This window comes from Chitinophaga sp. RCC_12 (assembly GCF_041360695.1).
GTDB lineage: Bacteria > Bacteroidota > Bacteroidia > Chitinophagales > Chitinophagaceae > Chitinophaga.
This window is the reverse complement of sequence record NZ_JBFUPS010000004.1, coordinates 543620-570100: the sequence shown is the minus strand read 5'-3', so window position 1 is coordinate 570100 and position 26481 is coordinate 543620. Positions and strand designations below refer to the sequence as shown.

The following is a 26481-nucleotide window of genomic DNA, read 5'->3' as shown; positions in this document are numbered from 1 at the left end:
AGATCGGTTAAAATACATTTTTCTGTTGGTAGAATTAATACGTAAGCGCTTACTTTTCGCTATAAATCTTCTATTTAACTCCTTATATTTGCTTTCCTAAAAAATAAAACACATATCAGAGTATGGGAAAATACAGAGCTGGCGTATTATTCGGCGAAGAGCTGGATGCGCTGTATAACGATGCCAAAGACAACGGATTTGCTATGCCTGCCGTAAATGTTGTGGGAACTAACTCCGTGAATGCGGTACTGGAAACAGCTGCTAAAGTAAATTCACCGGTTATTATTCAGTTTTCTAACGGTGGTGCACAATTTTTTGCCGGTAAAGGCATGCCGAACGACAAGCTGCAGGCGAACATTGCAGGTGGCGTTTCCGGTGCTAAACACGTACATGAAGTAGCTAAATATTACGGTGTTCCGGTAGTACTGCATACCGACCATGCTGCTAAAAAATGGTTGCCATGGATCGACGGTTTGCTGGATGCAGGTGAGCAGTTCTTTAAACAAACCGGTCAACCGCTGTACAGCTCTCACATGCTGGATCTTTCCGAAGAACCAATTGCAGAGAACATTGAAATTTCTCATAAATATTTTGAGAGAATGAACAAACTGGGTATGTCCATCGAAATCGAACTGGGCGTAACCGGTGGTGAGGAAGACGGCGTGGATAATTCCGGTGTGGACAACTCCAAGCTGTATACCCAGCCAGAAGAAGTAGCTTATGCGTATGAAATTTTATCAACGGTAGGTCCCCGTTTCACGGTAGCTGCCGCTTTCGGTAACGTTCATGGCGTATACTCACCAGGTAATGTGGAACTTCGCCCGGTGATCCTGCATAACAGCCAGGAATTCATCCAGGAGAAATATAAAACTGCTGCTAAACCTGTTTACTATGTATTCCACGGTGGTAGCGGTTCTCCAAAGCACCAGATCACAGAAGCACTGGGTTACGGCGTTATCAAAATGAACATCGATACCGATATGCAGTGGGCATTCTGGGAAGGTATTCACGATTTCTACGAAGCCAAGAAAGATTACCTGCAGGGACAGCTGGGTAACCCCGAGGGTGCTGACAAGCCAAATAAAAAATACTACGATCCGCGCGTATGGCTGCGCAAAGGCGAAGAAACCTTTGTTAAGCGCCTGGAAGAAGCATTCAGGGATCTGAACTGTATTAACAGGAACGCATAATTAAGCATTCAGCTTAAGATATAAAGGCAAAAAGCTGTTGTAACGGAGATAAAAGCGATCATATATTATATGTATATGTTATTATCTCCGCTACAATGGCTTTTTGCTTTTTGACTTAAACTTTATACTTTTCCCTATATGTTTTTGGCTTTATGCGATAATTCGTATCTTGCACCACTATTTTCTAATCTAATAGTAAAATATGTCAAGCTGGTTTAAGCGAATTAAACAAGGCATCTCTACCACCACCAGTGAAAAGAAAGAAGCACCGGATGGTTTGTGGCACAAGTGTCCTAACTGTAAAAAAACCACCACCGTAAAGGATCTGAAAGAGCATTACTATGTTTGCGATAAGTGTAATTATCACAACCGTATTAACTCTGCAGAGTATTTTGAGATCATATTTGATAACAATCAGTTCGAGGAACTGTTCCCAAATATATACCCGACCGACTTCCTGGGATTCAAGGATCTGAAACCTTACGCCGACAGGCTGAAGGATGCGCAGAAGAAATCCGGGCTGAAAGACGCAATGACCGTAGGAGCCGGCAAGGTGCTGGGAAACGACCTGGTAGTAGCCTGTATGGATTTTAACTTTATCGGGGGGTCTATGGGCTCTGTAGTAGGTGAAAAGATAGCCCGGTCTATCGACTACTGCATACTGCACAAGATGCCGCTGATGGTCATCTCCAAATCCGGAGGCGCCCGCATGATGGAAAGTGCCTTCTCCCTGATGCAGATGGCGAAAACATCGGCCAAGCTCACGCAGCTGGCGGATGCAAGACTCCCCTACATCTCTTTAATGACTGACCCCACCACCGGTGGTGTAACCGCCTCCTACGCAATGCTGGGCGACCTCAACATTGCTGAACCAGGCGCGCTCATCGGGTTTGCAGGTCCCAGGATCATTAAAGAAACGATTAAAAAAGACCTCCCCGCTGGTTTCCAGAGCGCTGAGTTCCTGCTGGAACATGGCTTCCTGGATTTCATCATGGATAGAAAAGAATTGAAGACGAAGTTAGCAGGTTTGCTGACCATCTTTAAAAATTAGAAAAACAGCTTTTAGCCTTCAATTGTTAGTACCGGCATGGATCTTTCCTGCAGCTGCTAACAATTGAAGGCTAAAAACTAACAGCTCATATTAAAGCGCAAATGGCAGAGTTAAAGAACAGATCGGCATATTTTGAGTACGCAATAGAAGATAAATTTATTGCCGGGATGGTGTTGCTGGGTACGGAGATCAAATCGATCCGCGCCGGTAAGGTGAGCTTCAATGATTCTTTCTGCTATTTTTCCAAAGGAGAATTATACGTGAAGAGCCTGCATATCGCAGAATATTCGCATGGTACCTCCTCCAATCATGATCCGCTGCGTGAACGCAAGCTGCTGCTTACCAAGCGGGAACTGAGAAAGATGGAAAACAAGATGAAAGAACGTGGCTATACCATTGTACCACTTCGCATGTTTATTACCGATAAGAGCCTGGCAAAAATGGAAATTGGTATCGGTAAAGGTAAAAAGCTGCACGACAAACGCGACTCTATCAAGGCCAGGGAAGCAGACAGGGAGCTCAGACGACAATTTAAATAAACATAGCCCCGGCAGGCAAAGCATATCCTTATAAAACAGTTCCCCATTGAAAAAGCTAGCATTCAGGCGGCTACTGAGTATTTCCGCCATCCTTCTCTACACCTGTATTCTCTCCTGTAAATCGGGTGAAAAATTATACAATAAAGGCAGATACGACGAAGCGGTAACCGCTTTTGTGAAAAAACTGCAACGTAAACCGCAGGATGCCACCGCCACGCGGATGCTGCCGGACGCCTATAAACAGGGGCAACTGGTGCGGGAAGACCGCGTTAACGAATACCTTCGCTCCAATAATCAACTCAAGTGGGAAAATATACGGAACGAGTACAGGGCTTTACAAACGCTCTACAATGCCATTCACAGCTCCCCGGCCGCCCTTAAACTGGTGCAGCCGAAGGACTACCGCGATGCGATCACCGGCGCCCAGGAAAACGCCGCAGAAATGCGATACGACCGGGGCATGGCTTTGCTCGACAAAGGCGATAAAGCCAGTGCACGCCAGGCCTTTGATGAATTTAACGCCGCCCTGAAGCTGATCCCCGATTACCGGGATACCAAGCAACGGCGGGATGAAGCTTACCAGATGGGCGTGATCAATGTGGTGGTCAGTGAAATTGAAGTACGCTCGCCTTATTATCAGTTCAGCGCCGATCAGTTCCGCGACTACCTGGTGCGCAACCTTCAGCAGCGTAGTATCAACCAGTTTGTACAGTTTTACGACGAACGGGTGGTTCGTAATGAAAATCTCCGCCCCGATGAATATATTGAACTGCGCTTTTTTGACTTCGTGGTGGGTCAAACATATGTAGACCGTATCCAGCGGGATGTTTCAAAAGAAATTGTGGTTGGTACCACGAAGGACTCCACCGGTAAGGAGTTTAATATCTACAAAACGGTGAAGGCCACACTTTTTATCACTAAAAAAACGGTGGTATCGAAAGGCTTACTCGATTACCGCATCACCAATACCGGCAACGGTCAATTACTGCGCACCGACCGCATCCCCGGCAGCTATACCTGGCTCAACCAGTTTGGTACCTTTAAAGGCGACGAAAGGGCCCTCAGCGATGAAGACAAGCAGTTGATGGGAGGACGGGACATGCCGCCACCGCCGCCTACAGACTTATTTATGGAATTTACCCGGCCTATTTATGATCAGCTGGCAAGGGACCTGCAGAGTTTTTATAACAGGATTTAAGGGACATAGTGTATAGATAGTGCATGGATAGTGCATGGGAAGTCCATGGTAAGTGCATGAGAAGTGCATGGATGGTCCATGGTATACGCAGGTTTTAGGCATGGATGAAGTATCCATGAAGTAATGGAGATTATATCTTTTGCTTTAGCAGCGGTATCAGCTGGTGCGCAGGCACTACCCCACTCTGCCGCCAAATGAGTTTCCCTTCCCGGAAAAGCAATAAAGTAGGCACGCTGGCAATCTGCCACTGAGCAGCCAGTTGCTGGTTTCTGTCTATATCTATCTTGATGATCCTGATTTGTTCCCCCATTTTATCCTTTACTTCTTTCAGAATAGGCGGCACCATCTGGCAGGGACCACACCAGGTGGCAAAACAATCGATCAGTACCGGGGTTGATGAAGCGAGTATTGCCTGCAGGTTTTCCATAGCACAAGTTTTAATTCCAATCACAAATTACGACTTTTTGAAAATCAGAAAATATAACATATATTACCAATATAACCCGTCTTATTTATTTGCATATGAACGTGCTATCCACTATTATCTATTTTGCCTGGTTCCTCTCTGAGATTCTGCTGCACCGCATTCTCCGCGGCAAGGACAAAGAAGACAAGAAGAAAAAGGACCAGGGCAGCCTGGCGCTTATCTGGATCGTGATTATTGTGTTCATCAATATTTCGGTACTGGTTTCTGCAAAAACAGCTTACCCTATTCTTCCCGGCCCTGATATGAACCGTATAGGCCTTAGCGTTATACTGCTGGGAATGGTGTTTCGCTTTGTGGCCATTGCGCAGCTGGGCAGGTTGTTTACCGTAAATGTAACGATCCGGAAGGACCATCACATAAAAAAGGATGGACTGTACAGCATATTGCGGCATCCCTCCTATGCCGGTTCCCTGTTATCTTTCCTGGGATTCGGGTTATCACAGAATAACTGGCTGGGATTAGCCATCGTGTTCATCCCGGTTTTTATAGCATTTGCTTACCGGATGAATATAGAAGAAAAAGTACTGAGCGAACAGTTTGGAGAAGAATACACCAACTATATGAAGCATACCAGCCGGGTTATTCCCTGGATCTATTAGCAATTCTTTTCATGTTAAAAATTCTTACTTTAATTAAAAAGTTTGATTCTAAATTGCAGCCGCGAACCTAACTGTCATCTATACACGATAAATCAAAACATATATCCAAACCTAAGATTATCCTATGAAAAAAGTTCTCCTGGGCATGGCTGCCCTGGCATTTTTTGCTGCCAGCTGTACAGATAAATCCGACGTTGTTACACCTGATCCTCCTAAAACCGAAGAATGGTACCTTACCGGCATTGTTGTAAGGGATATTGACAACAGCGGAGGTATTTCTGCCGACAAAGACAGCATGACAATAACGTATAATACCGACAAAACATTTAGCACCCTGGAAGAAATTACCGGTGAAAATGCCGCTTATTATGCGCTGGTGAAACTGGTATACAATCAGCAGAAAATCACAAAAGTAACCCTGCAGGAATCAAAAACGGGGGCAGCTGAAACTATCTATGAGTGCACCTATTCCGGCGATCAGCTGATTCGCTTTTTTGAACCGGGCTTTGCTGCTACCAGTTATGATTCCCTCGTATATGAAAATAATAAAGTGGTAAAAGTTTTCCAGGTAAGAGCGGACAAACGCAACAATAAATCATGGGAATATACCTGGCAGAATAACAACGTAACAGAGGTAAGGGAATTCGAGGCTAACCCTGTAACTTATAAGCTGGAGCTGGCATCTATCGAAAAATACACTTATAATACCGTGGCTAATCCCTACAAACCACTGGCCAACTTTTTACTGCTGAAAGGGGATAATCCTGATATTCCGCTGCTTTCTGCCAATGAGCAAACATCCTATACGGTAGCTAATGCGCAGAATGTAGTGTCTCATATTTATAGCTATACCAGGTCCGTAAATGATAAAGGCCTCACCGTAGCTGATACCATGTGGCATAAAACGCCGGCGGAGAGCACCGCCAAAGCGGATTATATTTCTGCCTACAAATACACAGATCTCAATAAATAACAGCCTTACATTCATAAAAAACGCCCCCGGAAATTCCGGGGGCGTTTTTATATGCTTTAATTATTGATATTCGGATTGTTCTGCAACTCCGTAATCGGAATGGCAAAGAGGTAATATTTACTGTATGGCACAAACGGCGTTCCATCCGGTTGTTTCAGCGTAAGATGCCCCTGTGCAGGCACTTCTACAAAGGTACCATCCCCTCTAGGCACGCTGATAATACTATCCTGCCCGTTATAAGAAAGGAATGGCTTCCTTACTACGGTGCCGCCTGTACGAATAATATCAGACAATGAAAATCCTTCTCCCCACAGCTCTTTTCTTCTTTCCACCAGGATGGTATCTACCAGGCTGCCGCCACCTTTATAAAGCGTAGCGTTGCGTGCTGCACGCAATACGTTGAGGGCTTCCGCACCTTTGACAGTGTTGCCGCTTTGTGCATAGGCTTCTGCTTCAATCAGGTACATTTCTGCGGAGCGCATCAGCACCAGGTCGCCCACCAGTGCGCCGGCATCACGGAAACGGAATTTTTTATAGCGCAGGTAGCCTTCCTGGTCAGGCAGGGTATCCCAGTCGAATAAACGGAAACGCACGTCTGCACTATCAAAGAAATTCTTAAAGTATGGATCTGCCATAAAGCTCTGGTAGTAAGAAGCCGGGCTGGAAACATCCAGGAAATGGAAGTTATAGCTGGCGTTGCTTTGATTAGGCGTTTGTGCATGTCCCCAGATCCACTCCCCATTATTGATATCGCTGAATCCTTTGTTATAATCATCGCCCGACATCAGGGGATAACCGTTGCGGGCCGCTACAGCAGCGGTGACAGCGCTTGTCCACTGGCGGTTGTAAAGGTACGCACGGGCCAGCAGGCCATTGGCTACGTTGAGATCAATTTTCCATTTCTGGGTAGCGTTGCGTTGGTAGTTCTGCAACAGCGGCAGTGCTTTCTGCAGATCGTCAATTACCTGTTTGTATACTTCTGCTACGGTTGATTTCGCCTTTCCGGCAGTGGCCGGGCCGGATGGTTCTGTGTAAATCGGGATGGCTTTTTCTGTGCCGGTTCTGTTAAACTGGTAAAAAGATGCGAGCGTGAGGTAGCAATTGGCGCGCAGGGCGTATGCCTGGCCTTTAAGACGTTTCTTTTTGTCTTCATCGCCAGTGGCATTATCTACTTTCGCAATTACATTATTACAGTTATCGATCACCTTGTAAAGAATGGTCCAGAAAGCATTTACCCGGTTCTTCGTATTGTCCGTCATTTCAGTATATCCATACGAATCACGCAGGCCATACGATTGCGTTACCGCTACATCGCTGCCCATGGCGTCGCTGGTGAGATGAATGGATTTGTAACCTGGCACTGCAAAGGTGAAGAATTCTTCAAACATATATGCCCAGGTACCGTTGATCACCGTTTCCACGTTATCGGCGGTATTAAACACCTGGTCGTCGGGTACGGCATTGGTTGGTTTGGTATCCAGGAAATCCTTGTTGCAGGCGCCTAATACCAAAGCTGCGATTATTATTAAGAATATATTCTTTTTCATGGTCGTAATTTTTAGAAGCTCAGATTAATACCTGCAGAAATGGATTTGATGGCCGGGTAACGATAGTAGGTAGTACCTCCTACTGATTGTTCCGGATCCAGGCCCTGGTGGTTATAGATCGTGAACAGGTTTTCTCCCTGCACATATACAAGTACGTTATTAAGATGTGCTTTATCCATTAATGATTTAGGAAGGTTATAGCTGATGTTCAGGCTCTTCAGGCGGGCATAGCTGGCATCGTACAGGAACCGGTCGGAAACGGAGGTCCAGTTGGTTTGTACGGTGGTGAGTTTAGGCACATCCGTTACCTTGTTGTTGGGCGTCCAGCGGTTCAGCATTTCAGTGCTGAAAGGGCGGCCTGCAGAGGTACCTGTGCCGAGCAGGAACAGGTAATCCTGGTCCAGTACTTTACCACCAAGACTATACGCTACCAGGAACGACAGTGAAAATCCCTTGTAGGTAAATGTGTTGGTGAAACCGCCGTATACATCCGGCAGGGAGGAACCGTTATAATACTGTGTAGCCGAAGAATAGTTGCCGGTAGTGCCTTTGGTGCCATCTGCATTATCGATGTACCACATTGGCAAACCTGTTTCCTGGTTTACACCTGCCCATTTTCTCAGGTAAAAATCATAGATAGATTTGCCTACCATGAGTTTCTTGGTGCCGCTGATAATTTCTTTCTGCGGCAGCTCCGTGATCTTATTTTTATAGTGAGTGGCGTTCAGGTCAATGGACCAGCTGAAATCTTTTGTTTTCACCGGCACTGCGTGTATGGAAGCTTCCCACCCGGTATTTTTCAGCGCGCCGATATTTTCATCTACTGCGGAGTAACCTACTGAAGGCGCCATGGGCCTGGAATACAACAGGTCCTGTGATTTACGCTGGAAGTATTCGATAGTACCGCCCAAACGGTTTTCAAACATGCTGAAATCCGCACCGATGTTCAGGTTCAGATTGGTTTCCCATTGCAGGTTCGGATTGTATACCTGGCGGCGATAGGTACCACCTTCTCCAAGGTTGCTGTTTACATTCAGCAGCGGGTAGTAGTTGTAAAATGCGTCATCACCGAGGTTATCGTTGCCTTGTCCGCCGTAGCTGGCGCGGAGTGTGAGCAGGTTAAGCCAGGAACTGTTCTTAAGAACGCTTTCTTCTGTTAATTTCCAGGAAGCGCCCACGGACCAGAAAGTACCCCAGCGGTGATTAGGTGCGAAACGGGAAGATCCGTCGCGACGCAGGGAAGCCGATAAGAAATATTTCCCCACATAGTCGTATTCAGCCCTGCCCAGGAAGCTGGAGAGCGTGTACGTATCTGTATATCCCTGCAAATCCTTAATGAGAGAGGCATCCGATAGCTCTTCCAGTCCTGGCAGGGAAAAGCCGGATTTCTGACCATCTAAAAAGGTAGTGGTGTATTTATAAGCTTCCTGGCCTGCCAGCAGGTTCAGGTGATGCTTTTCATTAAATGTTTCTTCGTAGGTGAAGATGTTGTTGAACGTCCAGCTGAATACGCGGGTGTTCAACCGTTCTATTGTTCCGCCCACTTCTGCATCAAAGCCCAGGGTTGGGTTTGTATAATCATATTGTTGTTTGGCGGTATAATCGGCGTTGTAACTTGATTTGAATTTAAGTCCGCGCCAGATGGTGGCTTCGCCGTACAGGCGGGCTGATAAGTCGTCGCGGGTAAGGCGGTGTTTATCTATAGCGGATGTGGCTACCAGGTTGGTGTTTGTATTGGCTGCACTGGGGCGGTAACTGCCATAGTCAAAGATCTTATTGCCGTTGGCATCCAGGATATAGGCGCCGGTAGACCGGTCGCGCTCATAAATAGGATAGAAATTTGACATCAGGCGGCCATAGTTTACATAGTTATCGGAGCGGCTGTCTTCCGAAGGAGGTGCATCCTGTTCGGAGTGCGTACCATTCAGGTTCAGTCCTACCTTTAACCATTTCTTGGCATCAATATCAATATTGCTGCGGAGGTTATAGCGTTTGAAACCGGAAGCAAGATAAATACCCTGGTCATTCAGGTATCCTCCGGAAACATAGTACCTCGATTTTTCGGTAGCGCCGCTGAGGGCCACATCTGCTTCGGTACGTTTCCCGGTTCTTTGCATGGCATCGTCCCAGTTATCGTCCCACAGGGCTTTAGCGCCGGCCACAAGTTTGCCGTCGGTGCCAACAGGCTGCGGGAATGCGGTGCCATACGGGTTAATCCCTACCCTTCTGATAAGACTACTGCTGGCCTGGGTGGCTGCGGTAGCGGGTGATAAGCCGCTGGTAAGGCCACCGTTACGGATAGCTTCCCAGTACATTTCAAAATACTGATCGGTGCTTACCCGGTCGTAGTTATCGACGGCTCTTTTTGAAAAACCCTGACTAACGCGAACGTCTATATTACTTCCCTGCTTCTTGCCTTTCTTGGTAGTGATAATCACCACGCCATTGGCGCCACGGGAGCCATACAGCGCGCTGGAGGCAGCATCTTTCAGTACGCTGATGGATTCAATGTCGTAGGGATTGATCGCATTCAGGCTGCCTCCGTAGGGCACACCGTCTACCACGTATAACGGATCGGCGGAAGCATTGATGGAGCCAATACCGCGGATGCGGATGGTGGCATCAGAGCCCGGCTGACCGCTGGTAGACGTGCTTTGCACACCAGCTGCAAGCCCCTGTAATGCTTTGGTAACGCTGGATACCTGCCTGTTTACCAGTTCCTCGCTTTTAATTTGCGAAACAGAACCGGTGTAGGAACTCTTTTTAGCAGTACCATAAGCTACCACTACAATTTCATCAATGTCTTTCCCCAAAGAACGGAGTGATACATTGATAGGAGATGTGCTGATGGGTACTTCCTGTTGTTCCAGGCCAATGTAGCGGATCACAAGCGTAGTAGCGGCCGGATCAGTTACCTGGAGACTGAAGTTACCTTCAGGATCACTCACCGTGCCGCTGGTAGTGCCTTTAATCACCACCGAAGCACCCGGTAAGGGCGAATTATCTTTCGCGGAATAAACACGACCGGTCACCGTACGTGTTTGTGCAAATACTGCCATGGGTCCAATGAGCAGTAGAAAGAGGAGTAGTCGTTGTAACATAGTAAAATGTTGAGAGTTTTGCAGTGATCTGGTTTTTCCTGGCAATACCCGCCCCTGTCTGTTATTGAACAGGCATTGCAGCTTTGTATCCCCTTGTTTTTAACGCCGGTACAGACGGAGTTCCGGAAACAGTTATTGATCGTTGTAACCTGCTGTGGTTAAGCAGACAAATATTTCTTACGTCTTAATGATGGCAACAACAATAGTTGCTTAAACAATATGGTTGGGTAATATTCTCCATAAGCAATTCTTTAAATTAATTCCGTTCTATTATCCTATAATTCCTATAGACTAATGGGACGCAAAGCTATATGCTTTCATAATTAAAAACAAAAGAATTGTTAAAAATGTTGAGGAAAAGATTTTTCATCAGAACAGGTTTTCAATACAGACGTGGATTTCATTGTTAAAAAATGTGATGAGCGGAGCACATCAACTGCCTTTGTGCATCAGCAGCACGATGATGACCCCTGAGGTAGTGAGTGTAATATTCGCTACTGCATATGCCACGGTATAGCCCAGCGCAGGCACTTTGCTGTTGATGGCATCCTGTATGGCCAGCAGCGGTGCAGATTCATCATGCGCTCCCGCGCAGGCCCCAAGACCAATGGCCGGGTGGAATTTAAATACATACTTCGCCAGGAACAGTGCCAGCACCATGGGCAGCAGGCTTAGCACCACGCCCGCCAGGAAAAGAGTGATGCCTTCTTCTTTCAATCCCTGCAAAAATCCTTCACTGGCGCTCAGCCCAACAATGGCAATAAATACATGCAGTCCCAGTTTGGTCAGCACCCATTGCGAGGCAGCCGGGATGTAGCCAAACCGGGGATGAATGCCACGCATCCAGCCGAAAACAAGGCCTGCTATCAGCGCCCCGCCGCTGGTACTCAGCTCTACAGGCACATTGCCGATATGTATGCTCAAACTGCCAAATAAAGCACCCGCAACAATGCCTGCCGCGAGATAAACAATATCTGTTTCCACCCCACTGCTTTCCTTATAACCTAACAACGCAACCGCCCTATCAAGGTCTTCCTGGATGCCCACCAGTTCTACCATATCTCCTTTTTGTATAACGGTAGATGCATGCAGTGGCATCTCGATACCGGAACGTAGAATTTTACGCACGCTGATACCATGAAATTCGGGATGTTTTGAAAATGCTTTCAGCGGCTTATTGTTGGCGTCTTTACTGGTAATGATCAATGTGATTGACTGTACCGGGAACGTGAGCAGTTCCTCATCGGCTACTTCTTTTCCCAACAAAGATACTGACGCAATGGCCGCTGCACGCTGGCCACTGACCGCAATAATATCTCCCGGCTTTATTATAAAATCACGGGAAGCTTCCATGAGCGTTCCTTCCCGTCTTACCCGTAAAATATAGAGGAACCTTTTCTTGTCGTGGAGTATGTTTTCTATTTCACGGATAGTTTTGCCATCGCCGGTAAGTTCTGCACTAACGAGGTAAGCGCGGAAAGCCACCTGATCATAGGCATTGGTAATATTCTCCTCTCCTTCTGCACTGGTATCCGCTACTTTCGCTTCCATTTCCCTGGTTTCTTCTATGAGCTTTGCGCGGCTGCCGGACATAAACCACGGCCCTACTACAGCAAGAAACCAGCTGGTACCGGCGGTACCAAAAATATAGGTGACTGCATAAGCGACCGGGATCTGGTTGATGAGCGTATTCTTTTCGTCGTCGGTAATATTAAGTTCTCCGATGGTATTTGACGCCACGCCAATAATAGCGGAACAGGTATTGGCGCCGGACATTAACCCTGCAGTGGTACCTGTTTCAAAACGCAGCAGGGAGGCCAGTCCCCAGCAAAACAACAAACTGCTGCAACATACTATAAATGAGAACAGCGCCAACGGCAATCCATCTTTTTTAAGTCCCTGGAAAAACTGCGGACCGATACCATAGCCGGTACAAAACAAAAAGAAGAGAAAGAAAATAGATTTTGTTTCTGAGGGTATGTTGATGTGGAAGCTCCCTAAGGCAATGCCTACTAATAAAACACCGGTAACAGTGCCGAGTGTAAAACCTTTTATATGCACCCTGCCTATCAGGAAGCCCGTCAGAAGGGTTAGCATCACTGCTATTTCGGGATATTTCTGCAACGTATCTGTGAACCAGGGGAGCACCATTGGAATATAAGTTTGCGCTTATATTACAATTATGATTGCCGGTTGGTTCGGTAAGGAGTGTGTTATTCTTTAAGCCAATCCTTTTTCAAAACCTTCATCAATCAGCCAGTTACCGCTGTCGGCGGCCTGTGTGGCCAGTTCATCACAACGGTTATTGAAAGGGTTGCTGGCGTGGCCTTTCACCCATTGCATTTTTACCTGGTGTCTTTTAAACAAGGGGATAAAGCGCAACCAGAGGTCTTTATTCTTTTTATCTTTAAAATTAATTTTTACCCAGCCCCATAACCATCCTTTCTCAATACTATCCACCACATATTTACTGTCGGTAAAAATGGTGACGGCTACGCCATCTTTCTTCAGTGCTTCCAGTGCAACAATAACGGCCAGCAGTTCCATCCTGTTGTTGGTGGTTTTGCGGTATCCCTGGGATAATTCTTTCCTGACATTTCCCCATATAAGTACTACGCCATACCCACCCGGACCGGGATTACCGCGGGATGCACCATCTGTATATACTACCAGTTCAGCCATGTTCAATTTTAAAGAAGCGCGAAGATAAGGAAAAGTGCGGAGGGGATCGAACACTTTCCCCTCCGTTCTTTACACCTGGAATACGCCTACACTAAAAGGCTGATCCACCGGTGCGTTGTTGGCAGCTTTAATACCTTCCGCAATTCTTATCCGGGTATCGGCGGGATCAATGATATCATCTACCCATAACCTGGAAGCAGCGTAGTAAGGAGTGGTTTGTGCGTAATATTTATCGGTAATTTCTTTCAGCAGGCGGGCTTCTTCTTCCGGGGTGATCACCTGCCCTTTTGCTTTCAGTGAAGCCACCTGGATCTGCAATAATGTTTTGGCGGCCTGCTCTCCTCCCATCACCGCAATTTTAGCGGATGGCCAGGCATATATAAAGCGTGGATCATAGGCTTTGCCACACATGGCGTAGTTGCCCGCGCCATATGAATTACCAACGATGATGGTAATTTTGGGCACCACGGAATTAGCAACGGCATTCACCAGTTTTGCGCCATCTTTGATAATACCGGAATGTTCGCTTCTGCTGCCTACCATGAATCCTGTTACGTCCTGGAGGAATACGAGTGGAATTTTTTTCTGGTTGCAGTTCATGATGAAGCGGGCTGCTTTATCGGCGCTGTCGTTGTAGATAACGCCGCCCATTTGCATTTCGCCTTTTTTACTTTTTACGATTTTACGTTGGTTGGCAACAATGCCTACTGCCCAGCCATCGATACGTGCATAGCCGCAGATAATGCTTTTGCCGTAGTCCTGTTTGTATTGGTCGAGTGTGTTGGCATCTACAATGCGGTCTATTACTTCCAGCATATCATAGGGCCGGGTACTGTCGGCCGGCAGCACGCTGTCCAGTTCATCGGCGGGCTTTGCCGGTGGCTGCGGCGCTATCCGGTCGAAGCCGGCATTACCGGTATGACCCAGTTTGCTTACAATGCGTTTTATCTGGTCGAGGCATTCCTCATCAGACTTGAATTTATAATCGGCGATGCCGGAGATCTCAGTATGGGTAACGGCGCCTCCTAACGTTTCCGCATCTGCATCTTCCCCGATGGCGGCCTTTACGAGGTAAGGACCGGCGAGAAAAATGGAGCCGTTGCCTTCTACCATGAGCACTTCATCGCTCATGATGGGCAGATAAGCGCCGCCGGCCACGCAGCTACCCATTACCGCAGCAATTTGTGTGATACCCATGGCGCTCATGCGGGCGTTGTTGCGGAAGATGCGGCCAAAGTGTTCTTTGTCGGGGAATATTTCATCCTGCATGGGAAGGAATACGCCGGCGCTGTCGACCAGGTAAATTACCGGCAGCCTGTTTTCCATAGCGATTTCCTGGAGACGCAGGTTCTTTTTGCCGGTCATAGGGAACCAGGCCCCGGCTTTTACGGTCATGTCGTTGGCTACAATCATACATTGACGGCCGCTTACATATCCGATTCCTCCTACGGTACCTGCGGCGGGGCATCCGCCATATTCTTCGTACATGTCGTACGCGGCGAATGCGCCGATTTCGGTAAAGGGGGTATCTTTATCGATGAGGTATTGAATGCGTTCCCTGGCAGTGAGCTTACCTCTTTGTCTCACTTTCTCCAGGCTTTTCTTTCCTCCGCCCTGTTCTATTACGCCCAGGCGTTGTTTCATGGTGCTGATTGCCATCCGCATAGCATCTTCATTTTTGTTGGTTTCCAATTGCTGCTGATCCATAACGATGGTTTTTATATTCTTTAAAAATAAGGGAAAGAATTCAGTAAATTACGATTAACGGGAAGGCTACCGGTGTTTGAAGCCGGATATCTTTTAAAATAAAAATCCTATTGTATGTCTTTATTACTGGAGCATTTAGCCGTATCGCTTGAAAATCTTTACAATGGCACCCCCTGGATCGACGTTACTTTCCAGGAACATCTTTCGCGCATTGACGCCCGGCAGGCGGTAAAATCTTTCGGGGAATCCAATAACATCTGGGAGATTGTCAATCATGTGATATTCTGGCACCAGCGGGTGCAGCGATACATGCACAATGAAGCGCCGGAGCAGGATGGCGACCTGCCTGATTTTTATATGCCGGAGAACCATGGGGAAGAAAACTGGCAGGCTACTATTCACCGGCTGACCCATTCCTTTGAGCAAATAGCCGCTACCATCCGGAAGTTCCCGGAGAAAGAATTGTTTGACACCTTTCCCGGAACAGAAAACAAGGCCATTTATTATTTACAGGGACTAGCGGAGCATGATGCGTATCACCTGGGGCAGATTGTACTGCTGCATAAATATGCATAACAGAGGGTAAATCCGGGCATACCTTGCGTATGCTTAAAATAAATCCATGTCGTAACGCTGTTCATACAGTTGCTGTCCCCACAGCTGCAGATATTTTTCGCCCGTTTTGCGGAAGCCGGCATTCTTATACAGGGCAATGGCGGTTTCCTGCATGCTGGTCGTCATCAGGTATACTTTCTGATAATGTTTTTCCTTACAGAAGGCAATGGCCTCCTGCAGCAGTTTTTTTCCAAGTCCTTTGCCCCGGAAGTCGGGATGGATAAGGAACCACCGTAACTGCGCCAGGTGGCGGGAAGATCCCAGGATGGCCACTGAACCAACAATCTGATCGTTTACAGTAGCAAGGAACATCCGGTCTTTGGCCGGGTTATAGGTAGGGAGGAATTCATAGAATGTCTTACAAACATATGCCTCAAACTCGAGGTTATATCCCGATTCCCTTGCATACAGCTGCCCATGCAGGTAGATGAGGTATCCTACATCCCCCGGCAGCAGGTTATAACGGATATGGATATCCGAAGTTTGCTCACCCGGCTGTGCTGACAATACCTGTTCAATGGTTTTCATAGCACCGGCTACCTGGTGTTGTTGTTTTTCGGAGAGATGACCGGTGATCTGCCGGATCTCCCGGTTAGACTTATCTTCCAGGCCGGCCAGCATTTTTTTACCGGCAGCGCTGAGGTAAAGAAAAAACGTACGTCCGTCGGCGGTAGACTGCTGCCTGTTCAGCCACCCGTTCTTTTCAAACTTTTTCAGCAGGCGGCTAAGATATCCTCCATCAATCTTCAGGATGGCAATCAATTGCCCGGCGGTACATTTTCCAAGCTGCCCTATTTCAAATAAAACCCTTACTTCGGAGAGCGACAGGTTACTGTCCAGGATATGCTGGTTCAGCAGTCCGATCATGCCGGTATAGAAACGGTTAAAGCGGCGGATATCGCCTACAACCGGAGATTCGACAGTCATAGTTACTTGTTTTCCAGACAAAAGTAGATAATTACTTGACAAAAGCAAACAATTAATTTGCCTTTGTCAAGTAATTTGAGCGGAGGTTGTCTTTCTCAGGATTACGCTGATTATATTGATTTGGGGGATTTGATCACTTTGGATTTTAAATGATTCGGGGAGATCTAAGCGGATTTTGTGTTTTTCGGGATTGGGGATATACTGATTACCTTTGTTCTTTTGCTCCTTTGCTCCTTAGCGGGAAAGTAGTATCTTGATTAAATTTGATTTTTGATTTATGTCTCCAGGATTATTATTCTCATTCGTCATTGCCTACTTTATCATTTTGCTGGTAGTTGCCTGGTATACAGGCCGGAACTCCAACAACGACTCCTTTTTCATCGGTAACCGCAACAGTAACTGGATGCTGGTGGCCTTTGGAATGATAGGCACCTCATTGAGCGGGGTTACTTTTGTAAGTGTGCCCGGCGCGGTAGGACGCGACGCCTTTTCTTATATGCAGATCACCCTGGGTTATTTTATCGGGTACATTACCATTGCCTATGTGCTGATACCGCTTTATTACCGGCTGCAATTAACTTCTATCTATAATTACCTCGACAGCCGCTTTGGCAAAAGCTCCTATAAAACCGGGGCCTCCTTCTTTATCCTTTCCCGCACACTTGGCGCTACCGCAAGGCTATACCTGGTGGTGAGAATACTGCAGGACGCCATCCTCTCCAGTTTTGGCGTGCCCTTCTGGTTAACTACCATCATCATCCTATTTATGATATTGCTGTATACCTATGAGGGCGGCGTAAAAACAATTGTATATACCGACACCCTGCAAACAACCTGTATGCTGGCCGGACTGGTAATTTGTGTTGGTTATATCCTGCATACCATGAACCTTAGCCTCGGTGAAAGCTTCACTGCTATGGGTGAAAGGGGGCTGACAAAAATTTTTAACACCGATCCAAACGACAAACTCTTTTTCATAAAGCAGATTGTGGCGGGTGCGTTCATCACCATCACCATGACCGGTCTTGACCAGGAGATGATGCAGAAAAATATCTCTGTAAAAACTTTAAAAGATTCCAAGAAGAACATGGTATCGCTGGCTTTTATTATGGTGATCGTAATAGGCCTGTTCCTCTTCCTGGGTGGTTTGCTTCATTTATACGGCGCGCAGCAACAGGTAACAGCCACCGGCGATAAATTATTCCCGGAACTGGCATTGCATCATATGCCACCGGTAGTTTCGGTGATCTTCATCATTGCGCTTATCTCCGCGTTGTTCCCCAGCGCCGACGGCGCTATGACGGCCCTCACCTCTTCGCTCTGCATCGACATCCTGGACATGCAAAAGCGCACCGACTGGTCCGAAGCAGAAAAGAAAAAGTACCGTCAGCGTATTCACCTGATGATGGCGTTTATCTTCCTCCTTTTTGTAATGGTATTTGAATGGGTGAATAACCAGAGCATGATAGGGGTTATCCTGAAAGTAGCTACTTATACCTATGGACCGCTGCTGGGGCTTTTTGCCTTTGGCATTTTAACCAAACGTAAAGTGCAGGATGCGCTGGTGCCGGTTGTTTGTGTAGCTGCGCCATTGCTTTGCCTGGTGGTGGATCTGTACCAATCGCACATTTTTGGTAAATTCCAGATAGGACTGGAACTGCTGATCATCAACGGGCTGTTTACTTTCCTGGGATTATTGCTGATTTCCCGTAAAGACTAATGATATGATCCGGATGCAGTGATGATCACTGCATCCGGGTATAAACTATTTCAATTCTTTTGTTTTATTCAGGTGGTGCAGCTCCAGCACTGTTGTTTTCCCGTTATCACTTTCCCGGTACATCGGTATAAATTTCCTGTTATAAATAATTTCCTGGTAAGTGTAAGACGTGCGCTGTAATACCGTATTGGAGTACACATCATTAAAGCCTCTTACCGTTACATAAATTTCCGCATCAGCCACTTCCATATCCTGGGCCGTGAAACCGAGGAAGGGACTGTTGTCATCGATGGGATGCACTACGGTCCAGTTCATCGACAGTGTTTCAATTTTGCTTCGTTCCAGGGCCAGGTTATAAAATTTGTATACCGCCTCTCCGTTTTCCTGCACCTGGACACCCGCTGTTACCAGCACTTCTACGTTGGTGAGGGTATGATTTTCTTTGTAAGAAGCGAAGCGGAACATTAGGGCTGTTTTATCCTTGTAAGGAGCAATCAGCGCATGATCGCTGAATAACAGGTGTGCGCGTGGCTTTGAAAAGCGGCCATAGATAAGACCCGTAGCGACCGCAAAAGAGAGGAAGCCTGTCATTGCTTCAATGGCCGCCACAAAGTTGATGCCGTCGCCCACCGGGTTAACACGGCCATATCCTACGGTAGTAAAGGTTTCTGTACTGAAAAAGAAGACTTCTTTAAACCTTTCCCAGCTGGTTTTACCGATAATCCCCTGAAATCCTTCCGTGCCTATCCACCAGTAAATACCGGTATACAGGAGGTTAATGGAGAAATAAAAAAGCAGGATCACCAGGGCAAACTGCCAGGCGGGTACACTTAATAAGGCGTGATAAATATTAAAACGTTGCATAAACGAACGGCCTTCCCGGCGGATGTTAAAGCTTCCGTCGCGGTTAATAAACCGGCCGCCATAGCCATTTGCATTAGTACCAAAGCCGGTGTCGTCGTTTTGCCTGGAAAAAGGGTTGATTCTTTTCAGAAGCGCCATAAATGGATATTTGAGGTGTAAAGCTAAGAAGAAATGCGAGGATAATAATGAATCAGGATGATCGTGTTTGGGTGGGGTTAACAGTTGGAAAGTAAAAATTTGATTTCTTGCAGAAAAGGAAAGTAATGGCACTAAATTTAAGGATAAATTTTAGCGATTGTTATGAAACGGAAATACTAAGGCCGGATTTTAGTCTGGACAAAGAAACCAGAAAAAAAATAGATGCTCTTCTTCTCAAAGCAAAGCAATGTGAAGATCAGAAAATCAAGGTTACCCTAAAGTCCGGAGGGGTAAGCTCACTCAACCAGGTTATTAAAACCAGGGAGCAAGCGCATATCTTTATGACGATATTGAAGTCTTTATAATCAGATCAATAAATAGAAATGGCGCAGGATTTAATCTCCTGCGCCATTTCTATTTATTACAGTCGCCCGTCTATAAAAATCGACTAGCCAATTACCTTATAAAAAATCAAACTATTGACAATCTCCTTCCGGCGTACAAACCTGGCCTGATAAGGTATCCAGTGCAGTTACCGGCTGTGTGCTTTTCCATTCTGCAAACGCCTGTTCCAGTGTTTGTGTGAAAGCGTCTACCGGTTGCGCGCCTGACACGCCATATTTGCGGTCCAGTACAAAAAACGGAACACCCCGGATTCCCAGTTGCTGTGCTTCGTCCACATCCCTGTTCACTGCGGCGGCCATTTCTGATGTTTCCAGTACAGCCTCCACAGTAGCTTTATCCAGCCCGATTTCCAGGCCCAGTTCCAGCAGGGTGGCATGGTCGCTCACATCTTTACCTTCCGTAAAATAGGCGTAAAACAGGCGTTCTTCTGCTGCATCGCCGAGGCCTTGCTGTTTCGCCAGCTGAATAAGGCGGTGGGCATCAAAAGAATTGGCGATAACTGCTTTATCAAAATTATAGGTAAGACCCGCTTCACGGGCGGTACCTGCCAGTTGTTCGTGTACGGTTAACGACCATTCGCGCGACTGCCCCTTCATTTCTGCTACATAGTCATATACATCCTTTCCCGGCTGCGATTTGAGGGAAGGGTTCAGCTGGAAGCTTTTCCATTCCACCGTGATGTCGTCTTTCCCCGGAAATTTCTCCAGCGCTGCCTCAAATCTCCGCTTGCCGATGTAACAAAACGGACACATGATATCAGACCATATTTCTACTTTCATTAATTTAAATTTAAGTTCCACCAACAAAGTTAATATATTTGCTATCAGAAAGTAACCAGTTTCCTTAAAGTAAGTGCTTTACAAAAGGTAACCAACCGTATGCAGATGAAAACAGAAGAACTCACGATTGATTGTGGCCGGCCGGAAGCGGAAAGCAGCGCCCATACCGATTGCCATAAAGTGATTATGCCGGTAAGGGACGCGCTGGATGTGATCAGCGGAAAATGGAAACTGCCCATAATCATCGCTGTTTCCCGGGGTCATAAACGTTTCCGGGATATTGAGCGCAGCATTCCTAAAATAACGTCGAAGGTGCTTTCCAAAGAGCTGAAAGACCTGGAAACACATAAGCTGGTGAAGCGAACCGTGTATGATACACAGCCCGTATCGGTAGAATATACTTTAACGCCTTATGCGGCTACACTGGACAGTGTGATCATTGCCCTGCAGAAATGGGGCATTCAGCACCGGAAAAAAATACTCGGCAAATAATAAACCTCAGCCGGAGGATGCCCCCGGCTGACGTTTATTCGTCCGCTATCTTCAGTACTATTTTTCCCCTTCCGCTACCGCCGTTTTTACTGTATTCCTGTGCCTCAGCGGCGGCCGACAGGGAATGAAATACCTTACGCACGTAAGGCCGGATCAATCCTTTATCCAGCAATTGATGCACCTCCTTCATGGAAGCGAGTGTTTTGGTGCCGCCCCACAGCGCACGAACGCCCGCTGCAGCTACCTTCCCGGCATCAGGCATTTGCACAATACACAATAACACGCCTTCGGGTTTAAGCACCGCCAGCGATCTTTCCGTAGTATCTCCGCCAACAGTATCAAATACAATATCCACCGGCGCCACCTGGGTTTCAAAAGGCGCTGCCTTATAGTCAATCACTTCATTGGCGCCCAGCGAGGTAACGAAATCCAGATTCTCTGCACTGGCCGTGGCAATTACGTATGCGCCTGCATTATAGGCCATTTGTACGGCGAAATGCCCCACTCCGCCTGCGCCCGCATGAATAAGAATGCGTTGTCCCTTTACGAGGCCGGCCACATCAAACATTGCGCCCCAGGCCGTTCTGGCGCCCGCCATGGTAGCTGCTTCTTCAAATGATACGCCGGGTGGCTTACGGAATAAACCTTCGCCCTGCGCAATAGCATAAGCAGCATAGGAACCATCCACAGAGCCGTATACTTCATCGCCTATTTTCTTGCCGAAAACACTCTCACCTACTGCAGTGATAATACCGGAGGCTTCTACGCCCGGGATGTAAGGCAACGGATGTTTCATAAATCCTTCTCTTATTTTCCAGTCAATCGGGTTTACACCGCTGGCTACCACTTTGATCAGCACCTGGTCTTCTGCAGGCACCGGAACGGGCACCTCCTGCAGTTGCAACTGCTCAGGGCCTCCATATGCTTGAACACTAATAGCCGGTATGTGGAGGTTTTTCATAGCTTTTTTTATGCTAATGTATTGAAATAAGAATTACAAAGGGCAAATCCATAATTGGTAATTCTTTACCTTTGCGGTTCATATTATAGTAGTATCATGACTTTTGGTGATTTAAACCTGAATACCCCATTATTAAACGCGATAGACGAATTAGGTTATAAAAGACCTACCACCATACAACAGCGCGCCTTTTCCGTTATCATGTCCGGACAGGATGTGTGCGGGATTGCGCAAACAGGTACCGGTAAAACTTTCGCCTACCTGTTGCCCACCTTACGGCAGTTTAAATTTTCGAAAGAAAAATATCCCACTGTACTGATCATTGTGCCTACCCGTGAACTGGTAGTACAGGTGGTGGAATCCGTTAAAAAGCTCACTACCTACATGAATGTATCCGTGCTGGGCATCTATGGCGGCGTGAATATGAATCCTCAGATGGAGGCGGTGCAGGACAAACTGGATATCCTCGTGGCTACCCCCGGGCGCCTCTACGACGTTATCCTCAGCGGTGCTTTGAAAGTGAAGCTGGTAAAGCGTCTTATTATTGATGAGGTAGATGAAATGCTGAACCTCGGTTTCCGGACCCAGTTAAGGAATATCATGGACCTGCTGCCCCCAAAGCGGCAGAACCTTATGTTTTCCGCTACCATTACGGAAGACGTGGAGAAAATGATTGAAACGCATTTTAATAACCCGGTAAGGATAGAAGCAGCGCCAACCGGTACCCCACTGGAAAACATCGACCAGATCGTGTACCGGGTTCCCAACTTTTATACAAAGGTGAACCTCCTGGAAATGCTGATCACGGACGATAAAACCATGACCAAAACCCTCATCTTCGCCGCTACTAAACAACTGGCGGATGATCTGCATGAGCAGCTGGAAAAGGAATTCCCCGGCCAGGTAGGCATTATTCACTCCAACAAGGAACAGAATCACCGTTTTAATACCGTCCGCAAATTTCAGCAGAACGAATACCGTTTCCTGATTGCCACAGACATCATTGCCCGCGGACTGGATATTGCAGAGGTAACGCATGTGATCAACTTTGATACGCCGGAAGTACCGGAAAACTATATTCATCGTATAGGCAGAACCGGTAGAGCCGATAAAAAAGGTATTTCAATTTTGTTTACCAAAGACGCAGAAACAGAAGACCTGGCGCGGATAGAAAGCCTGATGAACTATGCTATTCCTGTACAGCCATTACCGGAAGACCTGGTAATTTCTGATGTACTAACGGAAGATGAAAAGCCGAAGGTACATATGCGGAATACGCTGGTAAAGGCGCCCAAGCGGGAAGACGTAGGCCCTGCTTTTCACCAGAAGCTGGCTAAAAATATGAAGACCAACAAAAAGGTGACCCACAAAGAAAAGATGATGCTGAAATATGGCAAACCCAAGAAAAGGGGCGCCAAAAAGAAATAGTAACGGCGGGTCATTTTGTGCAGGCTGCACAAGATGACCCCGTTTTCCTCCTCCTGTCCCCTCCCCATTCCCTGTTTTCAAACACCTGAGACAGCTTCCGGAAATGACGGAATAACAATTCATTAACAAACTTTACTTCTAATTAAAAATCCGCCCATACCCCCTGATCGAATATATTCTGTAGTGTGCATGTTATTGTATCAAAATCAGTTGTCTTACGGGTGGTTTTTCCTCATTGCTTAAAATAGCCATGCTGTTTCCTGCCCTGTCTGACGTATTTCCTAACCGCGTATCAGTAACCATTTGACAACAGCAGCCGTTGCCAGGCCTGCGATTATCAACTAAATCCCAGCATGAGTGCATCTATCAACGATATTGAATTGCTTGCACAACTGAAATCGGGCAGTGTTTCCGCTTTCCAGTATTTTTATGAGAGCTACCGTCAATGGTTGTATATGACTGCATACACAATACTCAGAAACGAAACTGAGGCCCAGGAGCTGGTCCAGGACTTTTTTGTCGATTTCTGGCAAAAGGACCTGAGCGCGCGGATCGACCTGAGCGCCACTGGTTCTCTCAAAAACTTTCTCTTCGTCAGCGTACGTAACCGCTGTTTGAATAAAATTGCCAAAGATGCCACCAGGAACAAAAGGTTAAAGGAAATCATGCTGCCTGAAACCTACACCATTCCTCCAAGCAGGCTGGAAAACAACGAGCTAAAAGAGCAGCTGGAAACCGCCATCAGTCAGCTTCCGGAACGCCAGTCGATGGCATTCCGGCTGGCTTACCAGGAACATAAAACGCGAAAAGAAATAGCAGCCTTCATGGACACCACTGAAGAAACTGTAAAAAAACAGGTAGCCAACGCGCTGAAAACTTTAAGGGCATCCTTAAAAAAAATCCTTTTTTAATACCCCGCCAGATTAAATAAACGGTTAATAGTGTACATGAACAGCGCAGAAGAAATATACAGGCTAATGACGGAAAAGCTTGCGGGAAGAATTTCCGCAGCAGATGACCAATTGCTGGAAGAACTTATCGAAGAAGATGAAGTAGTAAGGGAGAAGTGGGAACAACTCTCCATGATGCACATCCCTGCGCCTCCTGCCCCATGGCTGGAAGTGATTGACTTTAAGCAGAAAAAGCCGCTGTACCGCACCATACTTCCCTGGGCAGCTGCAGCAGCGGTAATGGCCCTTGTGGCATTTTCGGCCTGGAAATGGGACTTTTTCACCTCTCCCAAACCAGCGCCGGTGGCCGCCATCAATAAAGATGTGCTGCTGGAAATCACCGGCCAGCCCACCATCAACCTGACCCAATCAGCCGGCAGCGTAACTATTGGCGGTAAAACGATTCCCAATAAAAACAATACCCTTTATCTCAACGCATCGGACGACCTGCCGCAAGGCATCCACTCATTGATAGTGCCGCACGGGAAAAGCTATGAAGTAGCGCTTCCGGATGGTTCCGTAATTACGCTCAATGCTGCTACCACCATGGATTTCCCGGCTACCTTTAAGGGCGCCGACAGGGAAATTACCCTGAATGGAGAAGCATACCTGAATATCGCGAAGCGCGCCGGTAAACCTTTCCTCGTACATCTTCCCAACAGCACTGTGGAAGTACTGGGTACCAGCTTTAATATCAACAGCTACGACAGTGGCATGGTGAAAGTATCCCTGGTAGACGGAAAAGTGCGGATGAAAGCCGGTAAAAAAACCGTTACCATGAAACCCGGACAGCAGGCTATCTTCAACAAAGAGGCCGCTACGCTGGATACACAACCTTTTAACGCTACTGTAGAACTGGGCTGGCAGAAAGGGCTTTACTGCTTTTCTGATACCCACCTGGACGAAATATGTAATGCCATCTTCCGGTGGTACGGCGTTCGCGCTACCCTGGATCATCCCGAGCTTGCCAGCAGAACCTTCACCGGTTTGCTGGATAAAAATACACCGATAGGCTTCCTCCTGGAAGGTATAAAAGCCACTACAAATACCGATTATTATTTTACCGCGGATAGTACATTGCATTTCAAATAACAGGCAATATCAAAGGAAAATAACCATGAGTCAACCGAAAACCAAGTACCTGCTGATCAATCCGGGGAAAAGAGTTTGCACCACGTACGAACAGGTTCCCGGCTACCTGCAGTCGCAACTGATCCCTAATGCCAAATGCTTTGCCGATATTGATGAAAACGGGGTGATCATGGATCAGGAGATAGCGCTCAATGAGCTGTCTGTCTACTACGCCCTGGTTCATCTGAAACAGGACGTGGAACTTACCACAGTAGCGCCGGACAACACCTGTTTGCCTGTTTGTATTTCCGGTTTTGCTGAAAATGCGGCGGCTTTTCCCATGAAAATGAAACTGGGCAAAAAGGAAATGAATACCCGGGAAGGCGCCACTCACACCACCACCCTGATCACAGAAAAGGAATTTACGATCAACTTTCACGTAAATCTGCACCTGCCGTCGGCGAAACACCTGGTCTCTGAATTTCCCCTGTTCAAGGTGTTGAATCTGAAAGAACCGGCGGCAGACAAACAGCCCGTTAAAAAAGCCCCTTATCATCTTAATGAAGTGAACTACCAGATCATGCACCGGATCCGCAGCTTCAAAGCAGTGGGCGAAACAGCGGATGTTTTCTTCCGGCGTAATGCCATCGACTTTTACGCTACCTATCTCCGTTACCTGCAAGGCCCTCCCTCGCTGATGCTGATGGAACACTACCGCGAAAAGCTGCGGGAAATAGCCAATTACATTATTCATCATCCGGCGGAAGCGACCTGCAAAGAAGCGCTCTGCGACCGGTTTGGCGTGGCGTCTGAATTCCTGGAAGCGCCATTTGAACAGGAATTCCTTATCACCGTGGAAGAACTGATCCTGCAGGAAAAAATGGCCTTTGTATTTAAAATGCTTATTGAAACAAACCGTACACTCACGCATATTGCCAGTCTCACCCAATATAGCGGATGGGAAGAACTGTCAGATGTATTTGAAAAATATTATAAATGCAATATCGCAGAACTGCGAACCGCACAATAACCCCTTACCTGTGGTCACCCGGCGGCA

At 47.0% G+C, this 26481-nt stretch carries 23 protein-coding genes; 13 read left to right on the top strand and 10 right to left on the bottom strand.

Features of this window, described 5'->3' with window-relative positions; all coding sequences use genetic code 11:
• The first annotated feature begins 122 nt into the window (after positions 1-122).
• The 4 genes from fbaA (at position 123) to AB6805_RS15410 (ending at position 3978) form a co-directional block, all read left to right on the top strand.
• Positions 123-1190, top strand: a complete 1068-nt coding sequence (gene fbaA, locus AB6805_RS15425) for a class II fructose-bisphosphate aldolase (RefSeq protein WP_370910321.1) — start codon at positions 123-125, stop codon at positions 1188-1190.
• 202 nt (positions 1191-1392) lie between these two features.
• Complete coding sequence (gene accD, locus AB6805_RS15420; RefSeq protein WP_370910320.1) at positions 1393-2241, top strand: acetyl-CoA carboxylase, carboxyltransferase subunit beta; 849 nt, start codon at positions 1393-1395, stop codon at positions 2239-2241.
• Positions 2242-2342: 101 nt separating this feature from the next.
• Positions 2343-2780: an SsrA-binding protein SmpB gene (gene smpB / locus AB6805_RS15415; protein WP_079467455.1), complete on the top strand. Its 438-nt coding sequence runs from the start codon at positions 2343-2345 to the stop codon at positions 2778-2780.
• 46 nt (positions 2781-2826) lie between these two features.
• The gene (locus AB6805_RS15410; protein WP_370910319.1) at positions 2827-3978 is read left to right on the top strand and encodes a hypothetical protein; all 1152 of its coding nucleotides are present in this window, start codon (positions 2827-2829) and stop codon (positions 3976-3978) included.
• Between the two features lie 130 nt (positions 3979-4108).
• On the opposite strand, the gene trxA is transcribed toward AB6805_RS15410, so the two are convergent.
• Positions 4109-4405 carry a thioredoxin gene (gene trxA, locus AB6805_RS15405; protein WP_370910318.1) on the bottom strand — a complete coding sequence of 99 codons (297 nt, stop codon included), beginning with the start codon at positions 4403-4405 and terminating at the stop codon, positions 4109-4111.
• Positions 4406-4500: 95 nt separating this feature from the next.
• On the opposite strand from trxA, the gene AB6805_RS15400 reads away from it, so the two are divergent.
• A complete protein-coding gene (locus AB6805_RS15400; protein ID WP_370910317.1) occupies positions 4501-5064 on the top strand; it encodes an isoprenylcysteine carboxylmethyltransferase family protein in 564 nt (187 codons plus the stop codon).
• A 124-nt stretch (positions 5065-5188) separates the two neighbouring features.
• Positions 5189-6037, top strand: coding sequence for a hypothetical protein (locus AB6805_RS15395; RefSeq protein WP_370910316.1), 849 nt, complete (start codon positions 5189-5191; stop codon positions 6035-6037).
• Between the two features lie 56 nt (positions 6038-6093).
• Here the strand turns inward: AB6805_RS15395 and AB6805_RS15390 are convergent, their stop codons facing one another.
• The 5 genes from AB6805_RS15390 to AB6805_RS15370 form a co-directional block, all read right to left on the bottom strand.
• Positions 6094-7584, bottom strand: coding sequence for a RagB/SusD family nutrient uptake outer membrane protein (locus AB6805_RS15390; RefSeq protein WP_370910315.1), 1491 nt, complete (start codon positions 7582-7584; stop codon positions 6094-6096).
• A gap of 11 nt (positions 7585-7595) precedes the next feature.
• A complete protein-coding gene (locus tag AB6805_RS15385) occupies positions 7596-10685 on the bottom strand; it encodes a SusC/RagA family TonB-linked outer membrane protein (protein WP_370910314.1) in 3090 nt (1029 codons plus the stop codon).
• 432 nt (positions 10686-11117) lie between these two features.
• A complete protein-coding gene (gene aspT, locus AB6805_RS15380; protein WP_370910313.1) occupies positions 11118-12836 on the bottom strand; it encodes an aspartate-alanine antiporter in 1719 nt (572 codons plus the stop codon).
• A gap of 69 nt (positions 12837-12905) precedes the next feature.
• Positions 12906-13367: a ribonuclease HI gene (rnhA, locus tag AB6805_RS15375; protein ID WP_370910312.1), complete on the bottom strand. Its 462-nt coding sequence runs from the start codon at positions 13365-13367 to the stop codon at positions 12906-12908.
• Positions 13368-13436: 69 nt separating this feature from the next.
• Positions 13437-15074 carry an acyl-CoA carboxylase subunit beta gene (locus tag AB6805_RS15370; RefSeq protein WP_370910311.1) on the bottom strand — a complete coding sequence of 546 codons (1638 nt, stop codon included), beginning with the start codon at positions 15072-15074 and terminating at the stop codon, positions 13437-13439.
• 114 nt (positions 15075-15188) lie between these two features.
• Here AB6805_RS15370 and AB6805_RS15365 point away from each other — a divergent pair, with 114 nt between their 5' ends.
• Positions 15189-15650 (top strand): DinB family protein, encoded by a 462-nt coding sequence (locus AB6805_RS15365; RefSeq protein ID WP_370910310.1) that lies wholly within the window; start codon positions 15189-15191, stop codon positions 15648-15650.
• A 33-nt stretch (positions 15651-15683) separates the two neighbouring features.
• Here AB6805_RS15365 and AB6805_RS15360 read toward each other — a convergent pair whose 3' ends face one another.
• Entirely contained in the window at positions 15684-16616 is a 933-nt protein-coding gene (locus AB6805_RS15360) for a GNAT family N-acetyltransferase (RefSeq protein WP_370910309.1), read from the bottom strand.
• Positions 16617-16893: 277 nt separating this feature from the next.
• Between AB6805_RS15360 and AB6805_RS15355 the strand changes: the two genes are divergently transcribed.
• Complete coding sequence (locus AB6805_RS15355; protein WP_370910308.1) at positions 16894-18336, top strand: sodium:solute symporter; 1443 nt, start codon at positions 16894-16896, stop codon at positions 18334-18336.
• Between the two features lie 45 nt (positions 18337-18381).
• Here the strand turns inward: AB6805_RS15355 and AB6805_RS15350 are convergent, their stop codons facing one another.
• Together AB6805_RS15350 and AB6805_RS15345 are read right to left on the bottom strand one after the other, a co-directional pair.
• Positions 18382-19338, bottom strand: a complete 957-nt coding sequence (locus AB6805_RS15350; protein WP_370910307.1) for an ion channel — start codon at positions 19336-19338, stop codon at positions 18382-18384.
• A 476-nt stretch (positions 19339-19814) separates the two neighbouring features.
• A complete protein-coding gene (locus AB6805_RS15345; RefSeq protein WP_370910306.1) occupies positions 19815-20522 on the bottom strand; it encodes a DsbA family protein in 708 nt (235 codons plus the stop codon).
• 105 nt (positions 20523-20627) lie between these two features.
• Here AB6805_RS15345 and AB6805_RS15340 point away from each other — a divergent pair, with 105 nt between their 5' ends.
• Positions 20628-21014 carry a winged helix-turn-helix transcriptional regulator gene (locus AB6805_RS15340; protein WP_370910305.1) on the top strand — a complete coding sequence of 129 codons (387 nt, stop codon included), beginning with the start codon at positions 20628-20630 and terminating at the stop codon, positions 21012-21014.
• A gap of 34 nt (positions 21015-21048) precedes the next feature.
• Here AB6805_RS15340 and AB6805_RS15335 read toward each other — a convergent pair whose 3' ends face one another.
• Positions 21049-21975, bottom strand: coding sequence for an NADP-dependent oxidoreductase (locus AB6805_RS15335; protein ID WP_370910304.1), 927 nt, complete (start codon positions 21973-21975; stop codon positions 21049-21051).
• Between the two features lie 96 nt (positions 21976-22071).
• Here AB6805_RS15335 and AB6805_RS15330 point away from each other — a divergent pair, with 96 nt between their 5' ends.
• The 4 genes from AB6805_RS15330 (at position 22072) to AB6805_RS15315 (ending at position 26454) form a co-directional block, all read left to right on the top strand.
• Positions 22072-23403: a DEAD/DEAH box helicase gene (locus AB6805_RS15330; protein WP_370910303.1), complete on the top strand. Its 1332-nt coding sequence runs from the start codon at positions 22072-22074 to the stop codon at positions 23401-23403.
• A 353-nt stretch (positions 23404-23756) separates the two neighbouring features.
• Positions 23757-24314, top strand: a complete 558-nt coding sequence (locus AB6805_RS15325; RefSeq protein ID WP_370910302.1) for an RNA polymerase sigma factor — start codon at positions 23757-23759, stop codon at positions 24312-24314.
• Positions 24315-24350: 36 nt separating this feature from the next.
• Positions 24351-25445, top strand: a complete 1095-nt coding sequence (locus AB6805_RS15320; protein ID WP_370910301.1) for a FecR family protein — start codon at positions 24351-24353, stop codon at positions 25443-25445.
• A gap of 25 nt (positions 25446-25470) precedes the next feature.
• On the top strand, positions 25471-26454 hold the full coding sequence (locus AB6805_RS15315) for a hypothetical protein (protein WP_370910300.1): 984 nt from the start codon (positions 25471-25473) through the stop codon (positions 26452-26454).
• Positions 26455-26481: the final 27 nt, after the last annotated feature.